We start from the raw sequence: 24,661 nt of genomic DNA, 5'->3' as shown, positions 1-24,661 counted from the left end.
CTCACTTTCAACTATTGTTTTGAGTACATGCTAAAGTATGCAGATGGGAGCGAAAGATGAATGAAAAATACAAGCTGCTAAGAGAACAGCTTCCTCATGGAAATGCTATGTTTCCACTTATGATTCATGACATTGAGTCAGATTGCAGTTTTAAGGAGCGGGTGGGCTGTCACTGGCATGAGGAGATTGAGATTCTGGTCGTGACAAAAGGGATGGGAGAAATACATATTGATAACCGAAGCTATTCTTTAGCGAAAGATACAATTGTCTTTATTCCATCAAACCATCTTCATTCCATGACCGGAGAAGTGGGAATATCCTTAGATTTTTTTGCTGTTGTATTTGATATAGCTTTTTTAAACAGCTTTGTTAATGATGTAATTCAGCAACAGTATTTTAACAGCGTAAAACGTGAAGAAACAGTATTTACAGAATATATTATACCTACATTCGATTGGGAGAGGCGTGTCCTTTGCCTGCTTTTAGAAATACGGGAGCTATTCGAGAAAAAAGAAACCGCATATGAACTGAGCATAAAAGCAAAGCTGTATGCAATCTGGCATCTGCTTTATGTTCATTCTAGTAAAAACAGGACTACTCCACCCAAATATGCAGACTATCAGATTGAGGTGACCAAATCTATCATTGCATATATTAAAGAACATTATGAAAGCTCTATTTCATTAACTGAATTGTCTAAGAGGTTCAATCTTAGCGTTGGACATCTCTGTCGATTCTTTAAATCCATGACAAAAATGTCTGTCGTAGAATATATCAATTATTACCGTATTAGCATTAGCGCAGAACTTCTAAAAGAAACAGGCCGGGACATTGGAGAGATTGCTGTGATGACAGGCTTTAATAATATCAGCTATTATAATAAAACCTTCAGAAAATATATGCATATGACACCCTCCAAGTTCCGGCAAATGATTGGATGATTACAGGTACGTTGCTTCCACTCCCTGATACCAACCACTCTATGGTATACTAGTACTGTAGCCGACCAACGCAAACAAGCACTTCCATACATAAGCATAAGTCTTACGTACAAAAGTGCTTGTTTTTATTTAATTAACCCAAATCCGGTTTATCACGTAGGATCAACTGCTCTGATGCTTTTCCTTCTGTCTCGAATACGATAATCTCGTTGATACCCTCTTTTAACAATGGCGCAGGCAGGTATAATGTCTTCTGTGGCCCGATTTCCCAGAAACGCCCCAGATTAAAGCCATTTATAAAGACACAGCCTTTTCCCCAGCCTTCCATATCAATGAAAGTATCACCTTTTTCTTCTGCGAGGAACTCAAAGCGGTAGAAGGCAGGTTTCTGCTCTCTAAAGCCTTTGGTAAAATTCAATTTATGAAGATTATCCAAGGGCAGTGTATAGTGTTCCCAGTTCATATGCTGATGATCATTGATTACCACACTTCCGTCTATTCCTTTGCGCTGCTTATCCAGATAGGGTCCAAAATTTACTCTTCCCATATTCTCCATAAGTATATCAATGGAACTGCCTTTTTTAAAGTCGCAGGATATCTCGTGTTCGGTAAGCAGCTCTCTATCATACAGAGTTACAACCGGTTCCTGTGAAATATATATTTTTGCTCTGTCGTTGGCATTATATAAACGAATTTTATTTAGCTTTTTCTCCTTTATAAGGAAAGAACGGTATAAGGTGTATCCATAACTTTGTCCAAGCTTTTCCATGGATTTCGGGAACAAATCAGGTATCGGTACAGAAATATCCTCAAGGCTCTCAAATAATCCCACTCTTTCTTTACAGTTAAGCCTTCCATAAGCTTTTTTCTGTATCTTCGTGGTAAATTCCACGTTCGGAATCTTCACATACTTACCAATGATTTCCCTAAACGCTTCGTATTTTGGAGTAATATCACCACACTCAGTTAATACCGCATCATAGTCATAGGAGGTTACATCCGGGGTAAGCTCATCGTAATAGTTAGAACCATTCATAAAACCGAAGTTTGTACCGCCAATGAACATGTAGATGTTTATATTACCATACTGTAAGGCTTCATCTAAATCCTTGCAGTTCTCTTCCAGATTAGAGGTTTTATGTCCTCCGTTACCCCAATGGTCGAACCATCCTACCCAGAATTCCATGCACATGAGAGGACCGCCATTGGTATGCTCTTTTAATACGTCAAACTGTGCTTTCATCTTGGAACCGAAGTTCCCTGTGGGTAATACCCCATCCAGTTTGCCGCAGGCTAAAGCATCTCCCCATGGACCGTCGGAGGTAACAAATGGGACACAAGCTCCGTTGTCTGCCATCAGTTGTTTCATCTGTTCTAAGTAACCTGTATCATCTGCATAATACCCATATTCATTTTCAATCTGAATCAATATGATTGGGCCGCCTAAAGGCAACTGTAAGGGCGCTGTAATCTCAAAGAGTTTCTTATAATAATCTGCTGTATGCTGCATAAAGCCTGGATAACTGCTTCTAAAACGCATTCCGTCTTCTGCAAGAAGCCAGGCGGGAAGTCCGCCAAATTCCCATTCCGCACAGATGTAAGGGGAGGGTCTAAAAATTACCCATAATTCAAGCTCTGCTGCAATCTCTAAGAATTTCTTAATATCGAGTATTCCCTCAAAGCAATAAGTCCCTTTTTGTGGCTCATGAAGATTCCAAGGCACATAGGTTTCTACCGTATTACAGCCCATAGCCTTTAATTTCTCTAAGCGGTCCCTCCAGTACTCCGGTACTATTCTAAAATAGTGAATTGCACCTGATATAATCTGTACAGGTTTACCATTTACATAAAACTTATCCTTGATTTCTATTGTATTAGGTACCATTTTTGTCTCCTTATTTGTCATAATACTATGCAACCGATTACATATATTTCATAAAAAATTGCCCTGTTTCTTGTAAGCTGACTATCGTTACCAAACCTCACTCTTGCGCGCGTATCCACAGGTGCGAGCATTTGCTCGATTACAAGGGGTAATATTGTCTCCAATTGTAAACAGGGCTAATCTCTTATCTCGTACTGCCTCTGATAATAATCTCTGGTTTAATTAATGAAGTCTTGCCTGTAGGTAAGGTTTTGGCTTGCATCAGCTTATGAAGGCTGTTAAATACCTTCTTACCAAAGTACTCATACCTTGGACTGATGGATGTTATATGAACCGGCGTCATGGTTGTTATACTGACATCATCAAAACCGGTGACAGCTATATCCTCCGGTATTTTTAAACCGCTTTCCAGCGCACAGTTAACTGCTCCAAGAGCTACATAATCATTAATACCACAGATAACTTCCGGTAAAGGTCTTCCTTCTTCTATTAGTATTTTCAGGCTGTCATAACCAGCACTGAAACTGAATACTTCGTTGCCTGTAAGCCATCTTACTGAAACTTCAAGTCCCAGTTTCTCTCCAACCACATAAGCGGTCTTCTTCTTTATATAGGAAGGATAATACTGATCTCCTCCTCCGATAAAACAAATCCTTTTATAACCTCTGGATTTTAAGAACAGAAGTAATTCTTCTACACCTTTAACATCATCGGTATAAATGCCATTACAGCCAAATCGTTCTGCTTCAGGGCCACAGGACACAATCGGAATACTCTGCCTCATCTCTTGTATCTCCCTAACGTGGTTTTCCGGGAGATTACGCTCGTCCATCCGTCCTCCCATCATAACAATTCCGTCTACATGCTTTTCTTTCAGGGACTTTAAGAACTTAGACTCAAGATTGTAATCCCCTTTGGAGTTTAACAAAATGGTCATATATCCATGGCTTGAAGCCCATCTTTCAAATTCATAATAAACATTTGCAAAATACATATTGCCAATGTGAGGTACAATATAACCGATGGTTTTCGTAAACCCTGCTTGCAGATTCTGCGCAAAGGTATTTGGTCTGAAATTATATTTCTGTACTAACTCCATAATTTTCACTTTATTTGCTTCTGATACGTAACCTCTCCCTGATATTGCTCTTGATACCGTTGCTGCGGAGACCCCAACTTCCTTTGCAATATCATAAATGGTTAATTGCTTCGGCATGTCGTTGCCATCTAAAATAGAAATCACCAGCCCTCTGACAAAATAATTGTAGTTATAGATTGCTTCCCGACCTCAACTGCATCTCCCACGCCGTATTTTTCATTAGTAATTCTGTCTAAATTACAGCTTTCTGAGGTTTCGTATACACTTATATCAGTATATTCTACTGCCCCTTGAATATCAAGCAAAAGTTTTTTATTAACATCAGACTGGTTCAAAACTACCAGCACCAACTCCTTCTTCCCCTCATCATTCGTACCGGTAAAGGCAACCGGCCTAAATTCGTTCGGAGTGCTGTCTGAGACCTCCACCCTTTGATAACTGGGTCGTATAAATTTAGAGTAATTGCCATAACCCCATAACCGTTTTAATGGGTTCAGTGTTTTCTTTCCTTCATTCACATAAATAAGTCCATCACGATAACCGCCGGGTGCTACACCTACCCAGTTCTGCCAGGATACAACATCCAGTACCGTTAGATCCTCTTGTAGTACCCTTGCAAGTTCAAAGGCGGAATCCATTGTGACATCGGAGCCGTTTACCATTTGACACCATTCACTCATACGCAGCTTAACCTCCGGATAGTTAACATCCATCCATCTCTTAAAGGCGACCTTTGATGCGGTGTCAGACCAGTAGGAATGATTATCGATAGTATCGAAATAACCGCCAAGGACAGAGTCATTTAAGAGAGCACTAGTATATAAGATAGCATCTCCCTTCCATTCCCCGCTCTCAGGTCCTGAAAGCACTACGTCTTTTAACGCCGGTCTGCTAGTTAGCTCTGTTAGGAATGCACGATATAGCTTTGGTATTTTAGCGGGTTCGTAATGACACCCTTCCTGTCCTTCCGTCCACTCCCATTGTGGTTCATTGACGGGAGAAATGTATTTTACAGGAATCCCTTCTTCTACAAAATGCTCTGCCACATCCATTACATATCTGGCAAAAGCATCATAATTCTCAGGGAGGATATTCTCCTTACGGCCCTTTGTCACCTGTGCCGTTCCGTTCATGGTCAAACGCTCCAGTGGACTGTTACTGAACATAATAATTTCTTCTACTCCCAGTTCTACGGCTTTTCTCATAAACCAAACGGCATTCGCATCCTTATTCCAGTTATAGGTAAAGGGTGCTGTTTCAAAACTCTGTGCTCTTCGATGCGGATCATAGTACTTTCCCTTGCCGCTGTCGGCAGAACCTGCCCCGATATTATAGCGATAACTGTTAAGTCCGATACCATACTCTCTGTCAAATAAAAGCATGGCAATCTCATCTCTTACGGAACGTCCGGTATCCTTATATTCATTATCCCAGCCACCAACGTATTGTGACCACCAGCAGCCGCTGGTTCCGAAGCTTTCGATTATCTGATATTTCTCTGATAAATTAATTTTCATATTCATTACTCCCCCTGTTGTATTCTTGTTTTCTTTGTTCGTTTCAGATTCTGCCGTCCCCTCTTGTGACATCTTATCATCAGCAGGAGCAACTGTTCTGTTGGAATTCGCTGCTCTCCCGCAGCCGGTTAACAGAACAAGCAGGCAGACGACTACCACACTCCATCTTTTTTTCATAATAACCCCTTTCGTGAATAGGAACTCTTACTATTTCATATTCGTGATTCCGTAGTTGAAAAGTAGTCCTTGCTTTATCCAACAAGTCCGGAATTCTCAAGATTTTCTACCAGCCACTTCTGCGCACCAAAATACACCAACAGCAAAGGTATAAGAAAGATAAGTACAGCTGCCTGCTTGATAGCATCAAAAGCAAAATCAGTTGCCAGCGGTACATCAAACCATACTTTTACTGCTCCCAGTACAAACTGTTTATTTGCGGGTGAAAATACCCTTGCAAGACTTGAACTAAAATAAGGGCCGTCCTTATTAAAGTAGCTGGTAAAATATGTATCTCCGTAATTCCACACAAAGGATAATACGGCCACCGTTGATATAGCAGGCAATGCATTGGGTATCATAATTTTAAAATATGTTTTATGGAAGCCACAGCCGTCAATAAGAGAAGCTTCTTCCAGTTCGTTCGGGATATTCTTAAAAAACTGACTGAAGATAAAAACAAATAAACTTTGCTGAACACCAAAACCCAATATTGCAATCATAAACAGTGTTGCCGGTTGATTGATTAAATTGATTTCCCCTGACTCTGTAAAGAACTTCAGCAAACCAAACGCGTTAAAATGTGAATAGTAGATATACTGTGCCAGCAGCAGTGATTGTCTGGGAACCAAAAATACTAGGATAACCAAAAAGAAAACGAATTTGTGTCCGAAAAACTTCACTCTTGCCAGAGAATAACCTGCCATAGCTGAAACAAACACCTGTATACCCATTATTAAACCTGCATATAGAACAGATTTTACAATGGTCATAAAACCTTCCGGCATACTAAAACGAATGGCAGCCTTAAAGCTGGTCATAGAGAACTCCATGGGCAGCCAAATAACATTCGGATTACCCAGATCTTCAATGTTAGAAAATATGGAAGGAATCAGCTGAATGATAGGATAGAGAATCGTAAAGCATAAACCTACAATAATACAGAAAAGGAAGACGGACTGTATTATATTCTTTGATTTCTTGCGAAACAGATATACCTTAAGCCCGAAGGAGGCATTCTCAGTCTTATTTTTCATATTTCTTTACCACCTTTCTTAACACCAACAATACAACTCCAAGAACAAGAAGCACATTTAATATGTAAATTACAGATAATGCAGAGCCGGTTCCAATCTTACTTTGTTCAAAAGCAAAGCTGTAGGCTTCTTCTGAAATAGGAGACTTTAAGAACATATCCACAACTGTATAAATAGTAACAAATAAAGTTATATGCATAATAGAGGGTATGGTGACCTTCCAGAAGGTCTCATAACCAGTAGCGCCTTCAATTTTAGCAACTTCATACAAGCTGGGATTGATGGATTGCAGTCCTGCCAGATAGATTAAGGTCTGTACACCGGATTGGGAAAGTACATCAAAAATCTTATCTACGTAGGATATTACCGGCAGTAAAATGCTGTTCGGTATACTCGTATAATGCATTAATAAAGAACTGATATAACTTTCGCTAAATAGTCCGGAGCTTTCTTTGACCCATTCCCCGCCGGTGGTTATGGCAAGCATATCTGTTACAACCTCAAGACCAAAGATAATGGGCAGGAAGTAGATAACTCTTACAATCCCTCTTCCTTTAAATTTTAAATTCGCCAAAAGTGCCATAAATAAACTGAAGATTACAATTAAGGGCACATTGGTAAGTATGGATAGATTCTGATTTATAAAAAGCCTTACCATTGGCTGTGCGGTAGTGGTTACTTCATTCTGAAATAAATCCATATAGTTTTTTAAGCCGCTGTAGGCAAATTTCATACCGCCGGTGTCATTTACACGCACTGTATGAAAGGAGTACATTACGGTATTCATTAACGGTAATGCAAAACATAATAAAAAACCGATGAGAAAGGGCAGGACATAGAGAAAGCCGTTGAGCTTTCTTTTGGTTTTGTATTTGAACGGAAATATATTTCGCATCCTCTTCCCTCCTACTTTCCTGAAATGATATATCCAAGGGCTGGTATCTTGGTACCGTTTACGTTCACAGAATGAAGGTTATAGTTGGTAATAACCGTAACTCCGGATGTATATTCTGTAGAAAATACATTGTCCCCAAGGATTTTATGACCTGTAATCTCCATGTTTCCGATTTCTTCCCAGGCTGTCTTACACGCTTGGTATACCTGATTTATAGTATCTTTCTGTTTCTCATATTCGGTGGCGTAATAATAGGAATAAGCGCTTTCCTGTAAGATATCATCGCTCTTAGCCGTTAATGTGAACTTTGGATATACTCCCAACTCCACTGCCTGTAATACATAATAAGACGGATTATGAGAAGACATATTGACGGTTTCTGTAGTAACCTGTACCAGGCCATTCATCACCAGCTGTCTGAAAGGTATGGTTGTGTAAAAGGTTGCATAATCACTGCTCTCTCTTGAAATATCCTCCGCATAAGAACCATATACCAGATTCTTCATCATAGGATTTTCCAAAGAAAGCTCATGACTTTCTGAGATTTTCTCCAGATTTCTGTCTACGATTCGACCGGCTTCATAAACCGATACATTCTTCTTGAACCGATAATCTGCCAGATTATAATGTGCAAGGTCAGAGATTGCGAGCTTATCGTATTTTGATGCACCTTTTAAGAAATCATCCACCACACCGTTTAGATATCTGGGGGAAAGGAGATAGAAATAATTCACATCAAAACCAGTATAACCGTCTAATATCCCTAAGGACAGCAAGTAACGGTACATGGCAGCCGGTGTATTTGAGTAATCGTATACTGCATGCTTCTTAGCCCTGAAACCATTCCCTTTTTCATATACCTTTGCCAGATTAACCTCCAGGAATAAGTCAGCGTTACGTTCCTTAACCAAAGCTTTCAGTTTCTCAAATTCTTTTTCAGAGCCGTTTGCAACTACCTGTTTCGCTTTATTGTTTAACTTATTCTCAAAACCTCCGTTAAAGAAACCTGTATACTTAAGCGCCAGCTCCATGCCGTGCAGATCGTTTAGTATGTCTGTCATTTCCTCGTAAGTAGTCATAGAATAGCCGGACTGATAGGGTATGCCGAGAAAACGTTCCGTTAAGGATATTGCTCCAATGAAATTAAAATATAATTTTGCTTTTTGGGGATAAGCTGTCTCCTTCACATCCCACAGCTGCATCAGATATTCCTGATAGGTTTTTGCCATATCATAATAAGTGACTTTTCCGGGAAATAACTTGTAACGAAGGGTGTAATCCACATCTAGAACACCGGTATTCACCAGGTAGGAGGCTTTGTTATCGCTATAGGGTCCATATACCTTAACGCTGCTGTATTGTGCAGCATCAAAAGATGCATAGGCTTTATTATAGGAGGAGGCGCTATCCTTAGAAGAAGAACCAAGCTTAACATTTATGTAGGAGGTTTCAGCACCTTTTTCGATAATTCCAAGGAAACCATGGGACGCATTGTCCATAGGACCATAGGTCATTCCAAATACCGGCATCATAAGCTCTTCACCAAATTCAGGTGCAAAATAATAATCCGTTAAATAATCGTTGTCATACACCGGTCTGCTATACTCCGGTACTGCTGCATTGAAGGTATTAAACTGAAACAATGCCCCCGCTCCATCCGGTACCAGAATATATCCTTCTTCATAATCCTTAGAAGCTGCTGCCCCGAAATTGGGAAGCACCTTTAAATTCTGGATGGTATAGAAGGAATTTCCGCTGACCATTTCCTGGGTAGGGATTCTAAATACAAAATCATCGCCCTCAAGAACCGCTTCCGCAACTACTTTAAACTGTGCCGGCTCTGCAAAGGTTACACTAAGACCCATCTCCGTACTGTCTTCCATGAGCATATCTCTGGTATAACCCAATAATTCGGCCAGTTTAATCAGCTGTTTTACCGCACTCCTTGGAGGTGTACCGTTATAGGAAACCGCATACGCCTCTTCTGTAATACTCTTTTTGTATAACAGTTCCAGAGTCATTTTATATTTATCGGCGGTAGCCTGGTCCGTCTTACCAGAATCAACAAGAGTCTTAATCCCCCCCAGAAAGAAATTCTCAAATCGGTCAACAGACATTTTCTGCGGGTAATACTCGGTAAATCGTTCTGACTCACCTTCATTCATATCCATAGTAATCTGAACACCGTTATTAATCTTATTTAAAACATAACTTCCAAGCTGTGTACAGTAGGTATAAGAATCCCATTCATAGAGATTGTTATCCTTGCCCAAATAGGAAATGGTCAGAAGAGCAAGTTCTGCTGCCTGACTGCTGTTGTTAACAGCTGAAGACCATGATTTACCGGTATTCTTATCTTTTACCTTCAGATTCATTGTTTCGGCATTGATATACAGCTGTTTTGAGTCACTCTCTGCTACCAGAACCTCTCCTTCTGTATGAGATATTTCCTCTCCTGGCACTGCGAGTTCTACCTTATCTGCCGGAGGCAGAATATTAGCCCTGACGCCAAGCACTGGTATATAACGCAACAGCCCTATAATAAAACACAGAATCAGGACCGTTGCTATCATCTTGCAGGCAAAATGTCTGGCATATATCTTACGAAGTTCATCTATTACAGGCCTTATAAAGTTCGCAATATCACTTAATCCTTTCATGTTTTACACCCATTGCATACTGCAAGCTTAACTTGCAGTACTGCCACAAATAAATAGGTTGAAAGAATCCTTGTGTGGCATCCTTCCAATAATAATATTTTCTTTCAACCTCCCAAACATGCCGCTATGCGGCACAAATAATCCAGTGGAGAAACCTGCGCTCTTTAGGCTTCTTCTCGTGTGAAACTTTCACAATTACACCCATTGCATATCGAAGACTGACCTGCGATACTGCTACAACTTAAAAGAGTGAAGAAACTCATTGTGGAAACATGATGCTACTTAAGCGCATCACAAAATATATACTGTCAATGAATCCTTCTTACCATCTCCCTCGCAACTGACACTACAAAGTAATACATACGCTCCATCAAAGAAAAGAACAGTATACCTAAAAATACGATAATAAAAGCAGCTACGGCTGTTGCCAGCAGTGTCTTAATATTAACGGCAAAGGAATATTCATGAATAATACACAAGCCTGCCAACAGAATAAATACAAACCACACCACACCGATTCCCTGCAAAGACCTTACTATAATAACTTCTTCTGTTATTACAAAATTACTGATAACAACGGTGACACCATTAAGCAGCAGCATCGGAACAACAGAATACCCTAAGACAATAAAGATATCTCTCATATTGCCTTTCCCATTAAACAATGTAGTAATCGTCCAGTTACTCACAGTAAAGAGCAGGAACACGGATAAAGCGGAAATAAAAATTGATATGCTGTTCATTTGAAATATGGCATTCATATTCATAACGAAACCGGTATACTGATAGGAAATACATTGCATGATTCCATAAAGCACCAGAATAGCAAGGGCTATAAGGGCACTGCCTTTTCCCCTGTATTTTATCTCATAGAAGCCGTCAAAAGGGTGGAACATGGCATATTTTAAATACTGCAGTTGTTCTTTTAAATTCCTATTTTTCATTTATGTCCACTCTCCTTCTTATGATATCTTACTTCCGTATATAGAATAAGGGTTATGAAAGATACGAAAATTACAGCGATGATTCCGAAGTTCTCCTGTAACACTTCCCCTCTATGCCCATTATAAGCCTTGGAATAAAATGCACGGTTGTTGCCAAGTTTGAAGTAATACATGGCTTTTTTGAAGTCATCCTTCATAAGATAGTTCTTACCGATACCCACATATGCCACTTCATAATTAGCATTTAACTTTAGGATATTTTCAAACTGTACCAGTGCTTCATCCCAATTGCCGTAATAGTAACTCTTACTTGCCTGTAAGGCTGCTTTGCCAAAGTCCGTAGGTTTCAGTATATAAGCACATTTTAGTGCACTGTCTGTAACCACCAGATTATCTCCTGACCAGGTAATACCAGTTGGCATAGAAAAGGAACCTTTTGTTTTTCCGAGAGAGCCAAAGGCATTTAAGAGCTGTCCGTCAAAATCATAGAGAAAGATTCTTCCCTTGTATTTATCCAAAACCGCATAAGTACCATAATCCTTTACTGCTACATCAACAAACTGACTCTGCTCATTCAGATTCATTTTGTGAATATCACCTATCACAAAGGTATTTCCTTCTTCTCTTAAGACATTTTTGCCGCCGGAATTTAAACGGAATACCATATGTTCTGCAGCTGCATCAAAGGTCACCGCATAAACAAAACCGTCTGAATCCAGCGCCACATTATTAAAGGCAGGTGCAAAGGTTTTCTTCATCTGCTCCTTCTGTCTGTCAGAGGAGATAGATTTCCAGAAATAATCCAGAAAATTGACAGAAGGAGAATTGACACCAAAATATCTGGAAAAAGTACCATCCGGGTTCAATTCAATAATTCCCTCATAGCTTGATTGTACAACCACGTAGATTCTGTCCGCACTGTCTACTACTATTTTTGAAGGTCTGAATTCTGAAACGCCTGCCATATTTTCCGGCTTCTTAATTACCCTCTTCAAGGTATAATCAGAACCATCCAGGACTACAATTCTCTCCGCTCCTGTATCCGCTATATAAAGCTCTTTGTTTTTCTCCTGATAAAATACACCTTCCGGTGCATTGAATACCAGCTGTGCTCCACTCTCATCAATAACAATTTTATTATCCGCATCCCGGATGACCTTTAAGGACTTGATAAAACTGCCATTCTGATCGGTTATATTCACTCTGCTCTCAAGGGTATCCACAAGGAATATGTGACCATCTTCGCTGGTAGCCACATCATTAAATCCCTGTACTTTGATTCCACCCATATCAGCTTCATCAATTACAGTATCAAGCTGGAAGGCCGCCGGACTTTCTACGGCATTCCACCAGTAATTATAGGTATACCCATCATAATCATAACTTTTACCATCGGCAGCATAAACTCTGGTTGGAAGAAACACCAGCAGGAATACCAGCAGGATTAGTAAACTTTTTTTCTCCATCGTAACATTTCCTCCTAACCCTTCACACCGGAAGTTGCCATAGTTTCAATTACATTGCTTTGGGACAGCACGAATACCGAAACAGGAACCAACAGCATGATAAAGGATATGGCTGAGGACACGCCTGTCCGGGATATACCGCCGCTTACCAGCTGTTGGAGCACGTAAGTTACCGGCTTTAATTCTTCCGTATAGATAAATACACCCCCTGTAGTCCCCCACATCTGCTGAAAGGATAAGATAACCAATGTAATCCAGGCAGGTTTACATAAGGGCATAACAACACTCCAATAAATCTTAAATTCCCCCGCACCGTCAATTTTTGCTGCTTCCAGCATTTCATCCGGTATCTGCACCATAAAGTTCTTCATCAGATAGAGTCCTAAGGTTGAGCCTACTGCCGGAAGGATAACTGCCCAGTAGGTATCAATCAATCCAAGCCTGCTCATAATCAGGTAATTAGGAATAGCCGTTACGGAAGCATTAAACATAAGTGCATACACGATAATATTACTCATTGCCTTGGAACCGGGAAAAGTATATTTCGCCAGCGGAAAGGCAGCCATAGAGCCTAACAGCACCGTTCCGAAGGTACCTAGAAAGGTTATCATACCGGTATTAAAAATATATCTGGATAAAGGCACGTTAAAACTCTCAACGATCGTTGCCAGATCAAAGAAGTTATTCAGGGTAGGATTCTCTACCGTCATCTTAGGAGGTATAATGAAGATTTCGCTTAATGGTTTAAAGGCATTTACCACAGTAAATATAAGGGGGAAAAGGCTGAATAAACCAAAGAAAGCAAGCACCAGCGTAAGACCCATATCTCCCATAAGGCTTCGGTTTCTTCTTCTTAATTTTCTTGCACGCAGTTTTGATACAAGAAATTTATATAATTTTTTCATTCTATTAACTCCCATCTGCACGCCACAGCGCACGTATTAGCCTAATTTACGAAGCAGTTTCTGGACAATAATATTGCACAGAAGCATGATAAAAAACAGAACAACTGCAATCGTACATGCATAACCAAGCTCATATCTGACATTACCGTAGTCATGTAAATGTGTCAGTATGGTATGGCCTGCATAGCTGACAGAAGGGAAGCCTGCCAGATCGATGGATATCTGGGAAACCGATAGGGATCCTGTAATCTGCATAACGGCACCGAACATCAGCTGAGGTTTCATGGACGGAAGGGTGATATACCACAGCTCCTGCCAGCGGTTTTTGACACCCTCTACAGCAGCGGCTTCATACCAGGATTTATCCACATTCTGAAGACCTGCGATAAAGGCCAGGAAGCTGACACCAAGGCTTAACCAAAGCTGTACTACGATCAGAATCGGCATGACATATTTAGCTGTTTCAAACCACATAACACGGCTTTGTATAAATCCCAGCTTTAACAGCCAGGCATTTGCCCATCCATAGGTATCAGAGGAAAATATCAGTTTCCAGATCATATAGGCATTACCGGAGATAGAAGGTGCGTAAAATACCAGTGTTATAATAGATCTTGGCACCGGAGGCAGCTCATTGATCATCCAGGCAAAGAGAAAGCACATGATATAGCTGATTGGTCCGGTTATCAATGCAAACAACAAAGTATTCTTTATGGCTATAAGGAATACATCGTCCCTGACCAGCAGATTTATATAATTGGACAGACCGTTAAAACTAGGTGCTTCTACCATATTAAAGGATGTAAAACTAAGTACGATAGACACGACAACAGGAATCAATGTAAATACCAAGAAAACAATAGCAAACGGTGCTATTAGTAAGTATTTATTTTTATGATGCTTCCATACCAATGAAAACGGCTCTTTATTCTTTTTCAAGGAAATTCCTCCTTCTTAATTTTTATAGCTGAAATCCGTAATGCTATGCTGCCTGCCTACTCTTCAACAGACAAATGGAATTCCCGCCTTTTATTGGTAATCTCCTTATCAATGGTCTTAAGGTTAAGATACAGGGTCTCTCTGGGGTTAGCACCCTCTGCTACAACATTATTAAAAGAATACAATACCATTCTGGTAAGCATATAGTTACCGGGAACTGCGGGTATTCCTTCCGTAGCTTCAAACTGTGCCAGTATCTGCGTAAGTTCTGCGTTACTCCAGGGTAATCTCTTAATAACCTCCGGGTCCGCAGCTGGATAACGGGCAGAGGTTCCCATAACAGATTCTACCGTATTGGCATATTGAAGCTGTGTTTCTGTATCTGTCCACCATTTAATAAATTTCCAGGTATCCTCTTTTCTATCAGAAGTATTGAGAATCGCACTATTAATGGTCTCTAACACATAAGAATTATTTATCTGGCCGTTTTCATCCGTTATACCCGGTAACGTCGTAAAAGACCAAAGACCTTTGATTTCCGGTGCAAATACCTCCAGCTGGCAATACGTAGTATATTTAACCACACCAATGGGCATTTCTCCCGTACGGAATCTGGTAGGGAAGTCCACATTCGGGTTAAAACCATAATTGGTAAAGAAATCCGTATAGGTCTTAAAGGCTTCCATGGCAGCATCTGTTCCAAGATCACTTGCGATACCATAATCATTGCCAGTACCCTTAAATAAATCTCCACCAAACTGATATACCAAGGAAGGGTAAAAATTCGGTGCTCCCGAGGCATTAGGAAGGAAGAACTCATAATTATTTTTCTTTAAAGCGGGAAGGATATCTTTCACCTCCTGCCAGGTCTTTGGTACCTTGGCGCCAACGGCTTTTAAGATATCATCCCTGGTAAAGAGCATCATAAAATCTGCCTGCTCAGGAATACCATAGATTCCCTCCAGATACCTGGCAGCATCCAATTCACTCTGATAATACTTATCTGTAGCTTCCTGAAAGCCCTCTAGCTTTGACAAATCCACTACTGCTCCACGCATTGCGAAATCCTGTAATGTTGCCTGGTTAAGACCAATTACCGCGTCAGGGCTATTACCTGCAAGTGCAGCTCTTAATACAACGTCAACAGGAATTAACTGAAGGTCGATATTAATATTGGTTTCCGGTGTAAATTTCTCATCGATCAGATTTTGAATGATCTGTGCCTGTTCACGGCCAATAGACTGTACGTTGGTTGCTGATCCTCCATTTACCATCCATACCTTAATGGTATTGGAACCTGTTGTGCTCTCCGACTGGCTTATCTGACTGCTCTTTGCAAAAAAGGTGGAGAAAAAACGGATTGTACCGTAATAAGCTCCTTCTATAAAGTTGCTCTTTGCTTTTGGCAACTTAGCTTCCGGTGCTGACAGGATTAAGCTGTCAAGCTCAAGAGGCATTTCCGATATATTAACCAGCCAGGTTGCTAGAGCTGAGATATTTTCCTTAAGCTGTGCAACTTCCACGATTACACTTTCCGGATTTTTAGCAAGACCTTTGGCTTCAACTGCCATCTTTTCAAGGAGACTGGTATTTTCACCTTTCTCGCCGGTGATAGCAACCAGCTTTTCAATTATCTGATTCAGTCTTACTTCTTCGGTGCTCATAATTTCCTGAAACTCAGGTATTTTCTTCGCAATCTGATAATCTATGAATTTGTCCGGAGTCTGTCCGGTAATCTGTGTAACGTTAAGATATAATTGGTTTAGTGCATACATACTCTCTTCCACATCATTGATAACACTTCCGAAATCACCCATAACACATTCAAGGGTAAGAGTATTCGTTCCTTCTTTCAGATAGAAGAGGTAAGGTGTCCCATCGGCCTGTGATACCGTATAATTAACCATGTCGCTGCTATAGTCAAAATTGACTGCATTCATTTGTGCATAAGGAACAGTTCCATTTATGTATAATCTTCTAACGGAGGTTACTCCTCGCTTCAGACTCTGCCTTCCTTTAAAGGTTATTTCATATAAGCCTTCTTTGGGAGCGATGACATCCCAGGAAATGGAATTACCGGGCTGTTTCCAGTTATTGGCTCCTATGGTATTATATTTAATCTTATAAGGGTGATAAGGATACAATAATGGATCCGAGTAATTCTTCTGAATATTAATAGAAGAAGAATTCTTTTCAATATAAGAAGTACCGCCTTCAGAACGTTCCGCCTGACCTACGATATTCTCTCCTTCATACACCCGATACTGGTTCTTCAAGGAATCAATCACCAATGCATAATCCGGCGCTTTCTCCGCTTTTTTGAATTCTATGGAGGTATATTCTACAGGTTCTTTGATAGCTTCTAGGGTTAAAGTGTTGGTACCTTTCTTTAGATAAAATACATAGGGTTCACCTATTCTTCTCTTGGCATCCTCCACAAAAACTTTGCTTTCTTTATATACTTCATTGGTATTAGGTCTTATTTCATTACCATTTTTACTCTTGATGGCTTCATCCGCCCAAAAACGCTTAAATACCACCTGTTCCAGTCCATCATAGCAGACCTCTCCATTGAGCAGCAGCCTTCTCTGTATGTCTGAGGTAGTACCCGGCTGCGGGATATATCCGATTTCTAGATTATAAAAACCCTCTTCCTGAGCTGTAAAAGTCCAAGTAATTGAACCGCTGTCGCCTGTTACAAGGCCACCCTCCTGTATTTCTGCCGTCATTCCATCCGTTGCCTGATACTCTTTAAGATCTATTTGCAGATTAGCTTTTAGGGTAGTTCCGCCATAGCCTTTCTGATCAAGATATTTCTTATAAGAGGTGTCATAAACAACGGTATTTGAAGCTGGAACTGCATTCATTCCCTTAGAATGATTCTTATAAAAAATCACGGCAATAACCGCTGCAACTACTACAAGAACGGCTACTATGAGAACTATCAAGGACTTCTTCGATTTCATACTGATACCTGTGCCTTTCCAGATAAATTTAGCAAATAAATATAAATCACTCTCTTCCACTATAAATCGGTTGCTGTAAACCGGCCTGATACTGTAGCAGTATCAGGCCGGCTTACAGCAACCAGATTTTAATTTGAAATTACTGTATATTAAATCTGAATCTGTTTTTCTAATCCAATCAAAGAAAAACCGTGTTAAATTTTTATTTCGTATATGATTTCTTAAAGTCTGAACAGTAACTAAAAGTTTGTTAAACTTCTGTGATTACTCTGCTTCTCCAACTGTGACAGTCAATGTTACTTCACTGCTGTTTCCTGCAAAGTCTGTTACTGTAACTACAACATCATAATCTCCTGGTGTAGAGGTATCAAGGTTCGAGATATCTGCTGCGATAATGGCAGAAACATCCAATCCGTCTGCATCCAGTGCACTTGCTATAAAATCACCTTTCCAGGAGATTTTGGAAGCATCTTCATCCAGTTTAATCTGACGGTAACCTTCAACAGGTGTAACGACAGGAGCAGTTTTGTTATCAGGATTAAATACGATAACTGTTGTATTCATACTTCCTTCATTGCCGGATTTGTCAGCCATCAAAACCTTAAGTCCGTCGCCATAACTTCCAACCTTAGTAAAATCAGTTGCAGAATAGTCATAAGTTGCAGTTGTAGCATCAAGCACACCATCTACCGCGTCTTCAATGGATACATAGTCAGAGAAGGCAACACTCTTAGGATCTGTTCCAACCGGGAACACTAGCGCTGCTGACGCTGAGATTGAAGGAGCAATATTATCTCTGATTTCATCACTGGAAAGAATTGCCTCCATATTGGCTGCTTTTTCTGTAAACAGGTTCTTATTGGCTGCAATCGATACATCATAGGATGCATAACCATCAACACCGTAAAAAGATTTGCCTAAAACGTCATCCCAAACCACACGGAAACCAAGAAGGTCGGAGTAATCATTTGGCACTGTCTGATTCGCAATATACTGGAAAGTCTTTAACAGGTCATCGCCATAAGTTTCATTAAAGATATCAAAGCCTAGATTCGTAGCCTGGGATGTCGCTGCACTGTCTTTGTAAGCAGAAACACTCTCAACACCTCCAAGGGTCTTATAATATGTACTGTAATATACCTTTAAGAATTCAAGTGCCAGTTTCGTTGTTTCAGCATCAACACCCTTTAAGATACCCATACTGTCACCAACTGTTAATACTTGTTTGTAGTTAGGGTCATCAGCAGCCATATCATCGGGTCTTGGCCAGGGAACGATACCAATGGATTCACCTCTGTCTGCTGCTGAAGAAGCTGCACCGGCAATAATCCAGTCAGCGCTGTCTGTAAATACAGTTGCACCTGCACCGAAATCATTGGATCCCTGTAACCACTTAGGTGTGTAACCATCATCATATAGCCCGCACTCTGTTAATACGCCCGCATCCATAAGTTCTTTTACATATGCAACTGCTTTTAAGGATGCTTTGGAATCTGCCATTAAGCCATTGGCACCGTATATCTCTCCGCCGGCAGCAAAGATAGCTGAAAGTCCAGCGAAACGGTGATCGGTTTCATAAGCTTTAATCGTATTAAATTCCGTACCGTCCGGAGCTTTTGTATTTGCATAAAAACTCTGGATTTTTGAAAGATACTCTTTGAAGGTACTCCAAGTCCACTTACCATCCTGAAACAGAGTAGTAGGATAGATAGTTTTTCCTTCACTGTCTTTTAAGGAATCCACTTTTTCAATCATGGTTGCATTATATACTAATGGCCATCTGGGGATAAACGCCTGCTTGGAGGTCAAAAAATAATTGTGTCCATATAACTTGTCGTAAAGCATCCAGGAGTACTCGCTATCAGCAAACATATCGGCATACTCATCAAGTGGTTGTAAAATATTCTGTGATAAAATTGTATTTTCCGAACCACCCCAAAGGATTGCAATATCACAAACGGGGGTATTCGCCAGTACACTTGTAATCAATTCGCTTCTTGTATCTGATGCATATTGTACAAACTCCACATCTACATTAAGTTGGTCTTTTGCTGCCTGTAAGGCGGCTAAAGAAGCCTGTCTGGAGGCTTCATCCATAGTGTATTCCCCTGTAGTAGGATCCTGATAATTAGGGTCTAAACCCGCCTGCCAATGTGTTCCCCATCGCAGGACTTTTGCTTTCCCCTCAGGTGTAGCTGTATCTGCTTTTGTCGGCTCGGCAGTGACAGCTTCTCCTGTTTGATTCACTGTTTCTTTCGTACCTTTCGGGGTACAGCCAGTCATTACTGCTGCCAGCATTGAAAAGATGGCTATTGCCGTTACTGACCTTTTTATTACCTTTTTAATCATAAACTTTCCTCCTTTTTTAAACCTGTAATCGGTTTCACATTTTAATAAAATGAACTTCATCATTTTGAACAATATAATACCATATGTAACCGATTTCATATAAGTATAATATAACACATAACCACTATTTGTCAATTATTATTTTCGTGTTATTGTACAATATATATAAACCTTTTGTTTATTTAATGGAGTATTTGCACATCAAATAAAATTACCTTTCATATTACATATTGTTTTAGTCAAAATATAATACTCCTTAACGTTCATTTTAGGTACTATCATCATGTTTGTTGAATTATTTGGTATGATTCACATACCAATAGTCTAAATACAAAAATTCCATATTAACTAATCTCTTAATTAATATGGAACTTAAAATTTTTAAATAACCTAATATTTAATTAAATACTATCCTTTTTATGATACATTTCCTTATTTAATTCCATATGTAATCATTAACCCCTGAACTTTTAAGATAGATTTCTTTATCTCTGTTTGGGTTAAGTGATGAGCTATCTTAGCTTGCATCATTACAAACTTTTCTGCATCCACTCTTGCAATCCCTCTGTTCATAAAAAACTCAATTAGGCTTTCATTTTCTATTATTCCTCTTATTTTGTCCCAACCATTTATCTGCATAAATTCCTGCAAATCTTTCTGATAATCTGAATTTTGTGCTGAAGTAAACATAACTTTATCATTCATTCTTACATTGATATCCTGTAAACCTAACTGCTCCATATAAAACGGCAGGCGCATTCCAATTGCATAATCCCTTCCCTCATTCTCTAATTCAGTTTTCCACAATGGATGGTAATCAAAATTTGTACACAAATCATCATAGTTAATCCCATCAATATATGTCCCAACGTTCTCAAATTCTCTGTTCACTTCTACGCAGACAACCATCCCGCCTATTCTAACCACCTCTGCCATATTAGCCAGTACTTCCATTGGCCGATTTAGATGCCTCAAACATGCCTGGCAAATGGCTAAGTCAAACTTTTTGTCGATATTAATATTATATAGGTCTGATTCAATAAACTCCGTAGATATGTCAGTATCCATAAACGTTTCTGTTGCTTTTTTAATAAAGTAGGTGTTATCAATTCCTGTATAGGAACTACCCTTAGGCAATACTTCAAGTAATTTTTTACCTAAATATCCATCCCCACACCAAAAGTCAATTACACTAATAGGTGATGTAATGTGCCATACATTTTCAACAAGGAACTTTAGATAATCCTCGTTCCAAAAATTCTTCCTGTTCTGAAATAACTTATCCGTACTCTCATTCCAACTGGTTCTGTCATCTGTATTACGCTGCATGTATTGTTGTTCACATAGGGGTTTCAATCCCAGTAATTCATCAACAGATACTTTAAAATACTCCGATATAGCAGGCAATAACGTGATATCCGGCATTGTTGTACCTGTTTCCCATTTACTGACTGATTGATACGTCACTCCTAATACTTCTGCCAATTCCTGCTGCCCAATTTGTTTTTGTTTTCTTAATTCTGCTATTTTAATATTAACTTTTGCCATATATGACTTACCTCCTGCTTTTATAATACCATTTCTAGGTAAATGATAAAATAACGCAAACCGTGAAATTACTCGCTGTTTAGGTGAATTAAAGGGGATATTATAGCATGAACATAAATGTAATCGCTATATAAGAATATTTGATGTCCTTGTTTAATACAAGATAAATACAGCCAAATGATATAGCTTGAATACAGGCATAAATTCCAGTTGCCACACCTTGGGTCAATATATGAATAATTCCCCAAGTCATAGCAAGGAGTAAAGCTCCAAATGGAATATGTTTTGTATTTTTGAACCATTTTTCAAATGCCTTTTGTCCGTGGACGATTATTAGCAATATAAGCAAACTTTCAACAGCATAATAAATGTACTGTGCTGCAAATTTAACAATCCCATTGTTATGCAATTCTATTGCCGGCTTAAACCCCTTCCAAGTTACGGAGGTATAAACAATTGAAGCTATAATAATTGCCCCAGCTGCATACCAATTTATTTTTCTATTTTCGGTACGTATTTTTAAAGCCTTCTTTAAAAGTGCATATCCAATTACACCCCAAATCAAACAAGTAATACTCCAATGTATGACATGCTGCATCACCGTCCATTCTCCACTCTGAACACCCCAAAAGCGGTTTTCTAACATCATCACCAAGATTTCTAGTCCCAAGCCGCCAAAGGCATAAAGAGCATACTCTAAATAATCCATTGCCGTATTTTCTTTTTTCGAAATATTTGTTTTCATAATCGATTCCTCTCTTTCTGCCTTGATTATATGTTTATAATAATCAAAACAATAAACTAACCACTAAGTTGCATTTTCAGAATCATAAATTACACAAGTAGCGTACAAACATAGCTATTCTATTTATTTTATATAAATAAGTAACATTAATACACAACGCGAAGGGCAGCTGTACATTATTATAAATTCTTTAAATACTCCATCCCCTTATAAAAGAATTCTCGATGCTCCTTTACTTCTGCGTCTTTATTCAAATGTAATGATAGTACCATTTTATTTCCTATTGATGCAACACCGATAATTCTTCTGGCATTCAGTACTAATGGCGGGACAAAAGTAAAGTCAACAATTTCATAAGTTCCGTATTTAGTCTCTATTGGCAATTTTGTAAGGTTCGTTATACTAATCCCTTTCGGATTACCGTTATATCCAAACATCTTACTAAAAGTTTCAGCCGTTTTATTATTATAAGCATTGCATGCATTGAAATAAATGGCATCAATTAGTGTTGGTTCAATACTTCTCATAAATTGAAGTAAAAAATAGCGCTTCGAGGTATCATCTAATTTGTCATATATTTTTTTCTGCACCATTTTTGCATTCTCAACGAAGCTGGTTTTTTCAATATATCGATACTTTACTGAAATTCCGGTTGCGTAATTTCCCATTCCGCTAAAGCCCTTTTCCCTAATACTTGCTGCCATTCCCACATCGCAAAGCTCACTACTTGCCCGTATAAATGCTGTTGTTATCATAGAATTTATGGTGACATTATTTTCGATTGAATACCTGCAGATTGAGTCATACATTTCATCTTCTAAACTATAAGTATAAATAAGCGTTTCTCGGTTATTCCAATATTTATCATACATATTATAATAGTCATCAAAATCAAATTTCCTTCCGGTTTTCTTCCATTTACTATTCATGTACTTTATGAGCCATGCAATAGGGGCGCGTAAGCTTGCTTCTTTCGGAAGTTTATCCATATTATATAACTCTAGTTTCTTATACTCAATCTTTTCTCCAGATATAGCGCGCATAATATCTTGTACAAAGTATGTAAATGAAATACCATCGCCTGCAATGTGATGAGCGATTATTAAAAGAGTCATTCCTGTTTCTGCTTTACTATAAAAGAAACGAATAAATTCACCCTTATCAATTGCAAAAGGATGTTTTTCCTGTTCTCTAGCTACCTCTCTCCAATCACTTCCCATAGAGTCTATAACAGGTTCAAAAAGCTCTGCTTTCTGGTAATATGCATTTCCTTCATTATCTATTATTATTTTTTGGTGTAACATGTCATAATGATTGATAGTGTCTCTAATGGCTTCTTTAAGCTGTTCTTCTAAAATACTGCCTTTTAGATCTATTTTTAGTGAAATATTATTAACCGGTGAAAATATCCATGTCCTTTCCTTGTCAATCTTAGTCTTCTCCATGTTTTCTCCTATCCTGAGTACTTATTCATTAAGCCTCTTATCGTGATGACTTTCAATAAAACTTAACTCCATACTATTTGTAATTTTCGTCCAATTGGATTAGACTAGAACAACAACCTATGCCTTACTATTTATTCTCAAATAACTCGTATGCATGTATAAGCATATTCTTAATACTCTCATTTGAAAGTTCAAAAGAATTGAATGCCAGCATCATTATAATACCATTTGCATAAATAATCATATTCAGATTTAATTCCATACCAGAAAACCCCAGTTCATTTATCACATTTATATTTACTCCCCCTGAAGTAAAGATCAATTGAAACAGATACTTCTCCTCTCCTGCAAACTGAATATATGCTAAAATATATGTAAGCTCTGTAGGCATTGAAGTATCACTTCTATCCATAATATATTGCAACATTTTTTCCTGTGCTTTTTTGATAAGTTCAATTTTAAGTTCTTTCATGTCCGTAAAAGCTTGATAGATGGGCTGCGTCGAGCAGTTAAGTTCTTTTGCCAACTTTCTTGCTGTTAATGATTTATAGCCCTCATGTCGAACCATTTCAAAAGCTTTTTCTATAATTTGGTACTTATTAATCTGTTTTTTAGGTGGCATTACGAATTCTCCTTTAATTATAACACCGTTATATAACAATGTTATTATAATTGGCATAACCACTATTTGTCAATTAAATTTTACAATCTTTCTATCACATCTAATATAACAGGATGTTGCACCCGTAGTGTAAGTTTTTTCCACTTTACGAAGCGACAACAACAGTCATTATTAAACATTTACAGTGAAACACGCAAGCACTACCTGCTCTACAATTACGATATTCTGCTTAACTATGAATCACTCATTTTTCATAGATTCTCTAATATATCCAATTTAATGAAAATTCTATTTGACAACAATGATTAGGGATGCTATAATCCGATTAAATTAATATGTATCTTCAGGGCAGGGTGAAATTCCCTACCGGTGGTATAGCCCACGAACCGCAAGGTATGATTCGGTGAAATTCCGAAGCCGACAGTAAAGTCTGGATGAAAGAAGATTTTAAACCTCTTTAGGTTTTTCTTTTGAATATTGCT

17 protein-coding genes and 1 riboswitch are annotated in these 24,661 nt (G+C 38.8%); of the genes, 1 reads left to right on the top strand and 16 read right to left on the bottom strand.

Annotated elements, in window-relative coordinates; translation table 11 throughout:
* Window positions 1–56 precede the first annotated feature (56 nt).
* Window positions 57–941, top strand: coding sequence for an AraC family transcriptional regulator (locus acsn021_RS03800; RefSeq protein WP_184095581.1), 885 nt, complete (start codon window positions 57–59; stop codon window positions 939–941).
* A gap of 133 nt (window positions 942–1,074) precedes the next feature.
* On the opposite strand, the gene acsn021_RS03795 is transcribed toward acsn021_RS03800, so the two are convergent.
* The 16 genes from acsn021_RS03795 to acsn021_RS03720 all read right to left on the bottom strand — a co-directional run bounded on the left by acsn021_RS03795 (window position 1,075) and on the right by acsn021_RS03720 (window position 24,179).
* A complete protein-coding gene (locus acsn021_RS03795) occupies window positions 1,075–2,826 on the bottom strand; it encodes a glycoside hydrolase family 35 protein (RefSeq protein WP_184095580.1) in 1,752 nt (583 codons plus the stop codon).
* Between the two features lie 184 nt (window positions 2,827–3,010).
* On the bottom strand, window positions 3,011–4,042 hold the full coding sequence (locus acsn021_RS03790; protein ID WP_184095578.1) for a LacI family DNA-binding transcriptional regulator: 1,032 nt from the start codon (window positions 4,040–4,042) through the stop codon (window positions 3,011–3,013).
* 23 nt (window positions 4,043–4,065) lie between these two features.
* Complete coding sequence (locus tag acsn021_RS03785; RefSeq protein ID WP_184095576.1) at window positions 4,066–5,619, bottom strand: glycoside hydrolase family 30 protein; 1,554 nt, start codon at window positions 5,617–5,619, stop codon at window positions 4,066–4,068.
* Between the two features lie 74 nt (window positions 5,620–5,693).
* Window positions 5,694–6,695 (bottom strand): carbohydrate ABC transporter permease, encoded by a 1,002-nt coding sequence (locus acsn021_RS03780; protein WP_184095574.1) that lies wholly within the window; start codon window positions 6,693–6,695, stop codon window positions 5,694–5,696.
* On the bottom strand, window positions 6,685–7,590 hold the full coding sequence (locus acsn021_RS03775; RefSeq protein ID WP_184095572.1) for a carbohydrate ABC transporter permease: 906 nt from the start codon (window positions 7,588–7,590) through the stop codon (window positions 6,685–6,687). Before acsn021_RS03775 ends, acsn021_RS03780 begins: the two co-directional genes overlap by 11 nt.
* An 11-nt stretch (window positions 7,591–7,601) precedes the next feature.
* On the bottom strand, window positions 7,602–10,250 hold the full coding sequence (locus acsn021_RS03770; protein WP_184095570.1) for a DUF5696 domain-containing protein: 2,649 nt from the start codon (window positions 10,248–10,250) through the stop codon (window positions 7,602–7,604).
* A 308-nt stretch (window positions 10,251–10,558) separates the two neighbouring features.
* Window positions 10,559–11,194, bottom strand: a complete 636-nt coding sequence (locus tag acsn021_RS03765; RefSeq protein WP_184095567.1) for a Yip1 family protein — start codon at window positions 11,192–11,194, stop codon at window positions 10,559–10,561.
* On the bottom strand, window positions 11,191–12,660 hold the full coding sequence (locus acsn021_RS03760) for an NHL repeat-containing protein (RefSeq protein WP_184095565.1): 1,470 nt from the start codon (window positions 12,658–12,660) through the stop codon (window positions 11,191–11,193). The genes acsn021_RS03765 and acsn021_RS03760 overlap by 4 nt, the downstream gene beginning before the upstream one ends.
* A gap of 14 nt (window positions 12,661–12,674) precedes the next feature.
* The gene (locus tag acsn021_RS03755; RefSeq protein WP_184095563.1) at window positions 12,675–13,565 is read right to left on the bottom strand and encodes a carbohydrate ABC transporter permease; all 891 of its coding nucleotides are present in this window, start codon (window positions 13,563–13,565) and stop codon (window positions 12,675–12,677) included.
* A gap of 36 nt (window positions 13,566–13,601) precedes the next feature.
* Window positions 13,602–14,504: a carbohydrate ABC transporter permease gene (locus acsn021_RS03750; protein WP_207725196.1), complete on the bottom strand. Its 903-nt coding sequence runs from the start codon at window positions 14,502–14,504 to the stop codon at window positions 13,602–13,604.
* A 56-nt stretch (window positions 14,505–14,560) separates the two neighbouring features.
* Window positions 14,561–17,470: an extracellular solute-binding protein gene (locus acsn021_RS03745; protein WP_184095561.1), complete on the bottom strand. Its 2,910-nt coding sequence runs from the start codon at window positions 17,468–17,470 to the stop codon at window positions 14,561–14,563.
* A 264-nt stretch (window positions 17,471–17,734) separates the two neighbouring features.
* Complete coding sequence (locus acsn021_RS03740; protein ID WP_184095559.1) at window positions 17,735–19,819, bottom strand: hypothetical protein; 2,085 nt, start codon at window positions 19,817–19,819, stop codon at window positions 17,735–17,737.
* A 432-nt stretch (window positions 19,820–20,251) separates the two neighbouring features.
* Window positions 20,252–21,367 (bottom strand): helix-turn-helix domain-containing protein, encoded by a 1,116-nt coding sequence (locus tag acsn021_RS03735; protein ID WP_184095557.1) that lies wholly within the window; start codon window positions 21,365–21,367, stop codon window positions 20,252–20,254.
* A gap of 100 nt (window positions 21,368–21,467) precedes the next feature.
* Window positions 21,468–22,112, bottom strand: coding sequence for a hypothetical protein (locus acsn021_RS22745; RefSeq protein ID WP_197978592.1), 645 nt, complete (start codon window positions 22,110–22,112; stop codon window positions 21,468–21,470).
* Between the two features lie 179 nt (window positions 22,113–22,291).
* Window positions 22,292–23,557 (bottom strand): condensation domain-containing protein, encoded by a 1,266-nt coding sequence (locus acsn021_RS03725; RefSeq protein WP_184095556.1) that lies wholly within the window; start codon window positions 23,555–23,557, stop codon window positions 22,292–22,294.
* Window positions 23,558–23,684: 127 nt separating this feature from the next.
* Window positions 23,685–24,179 (bottom strand): TetR/AcrR family transcriptional regulator, encoded by a 495-nt coding sequence (locus tag acsn021_RS03720; protein WP_184095554.1) that lies wholly within the window; start codon window positions 24,177–24,179, stop codon window positions 23,685–23,687.
* 335 nt (window positions 24,180–24,514) lie between these two features.
* Window positions 24,515–24,629: riboswitch (FMN riboswitch) on the top strand.
* Window positions 24,630–24,661: the final 32 nt, after the last annotated feature.

Origin of the sequence: Anaerocolumna cellulosilytica (assembly GCF_014218335.1) — a bacterium.
Classification (GTDB): Bacteria; Bacillota; Clostridia; order Lachnospirales; family Lachnospiraceae; genus Anaerocolumna; species Anaerocolumna cellulosilytica.
Note: the sequence above shows the minus strand (reverse complement) of the source record. Positions and strands in the feature narration are given on the sequence as shown.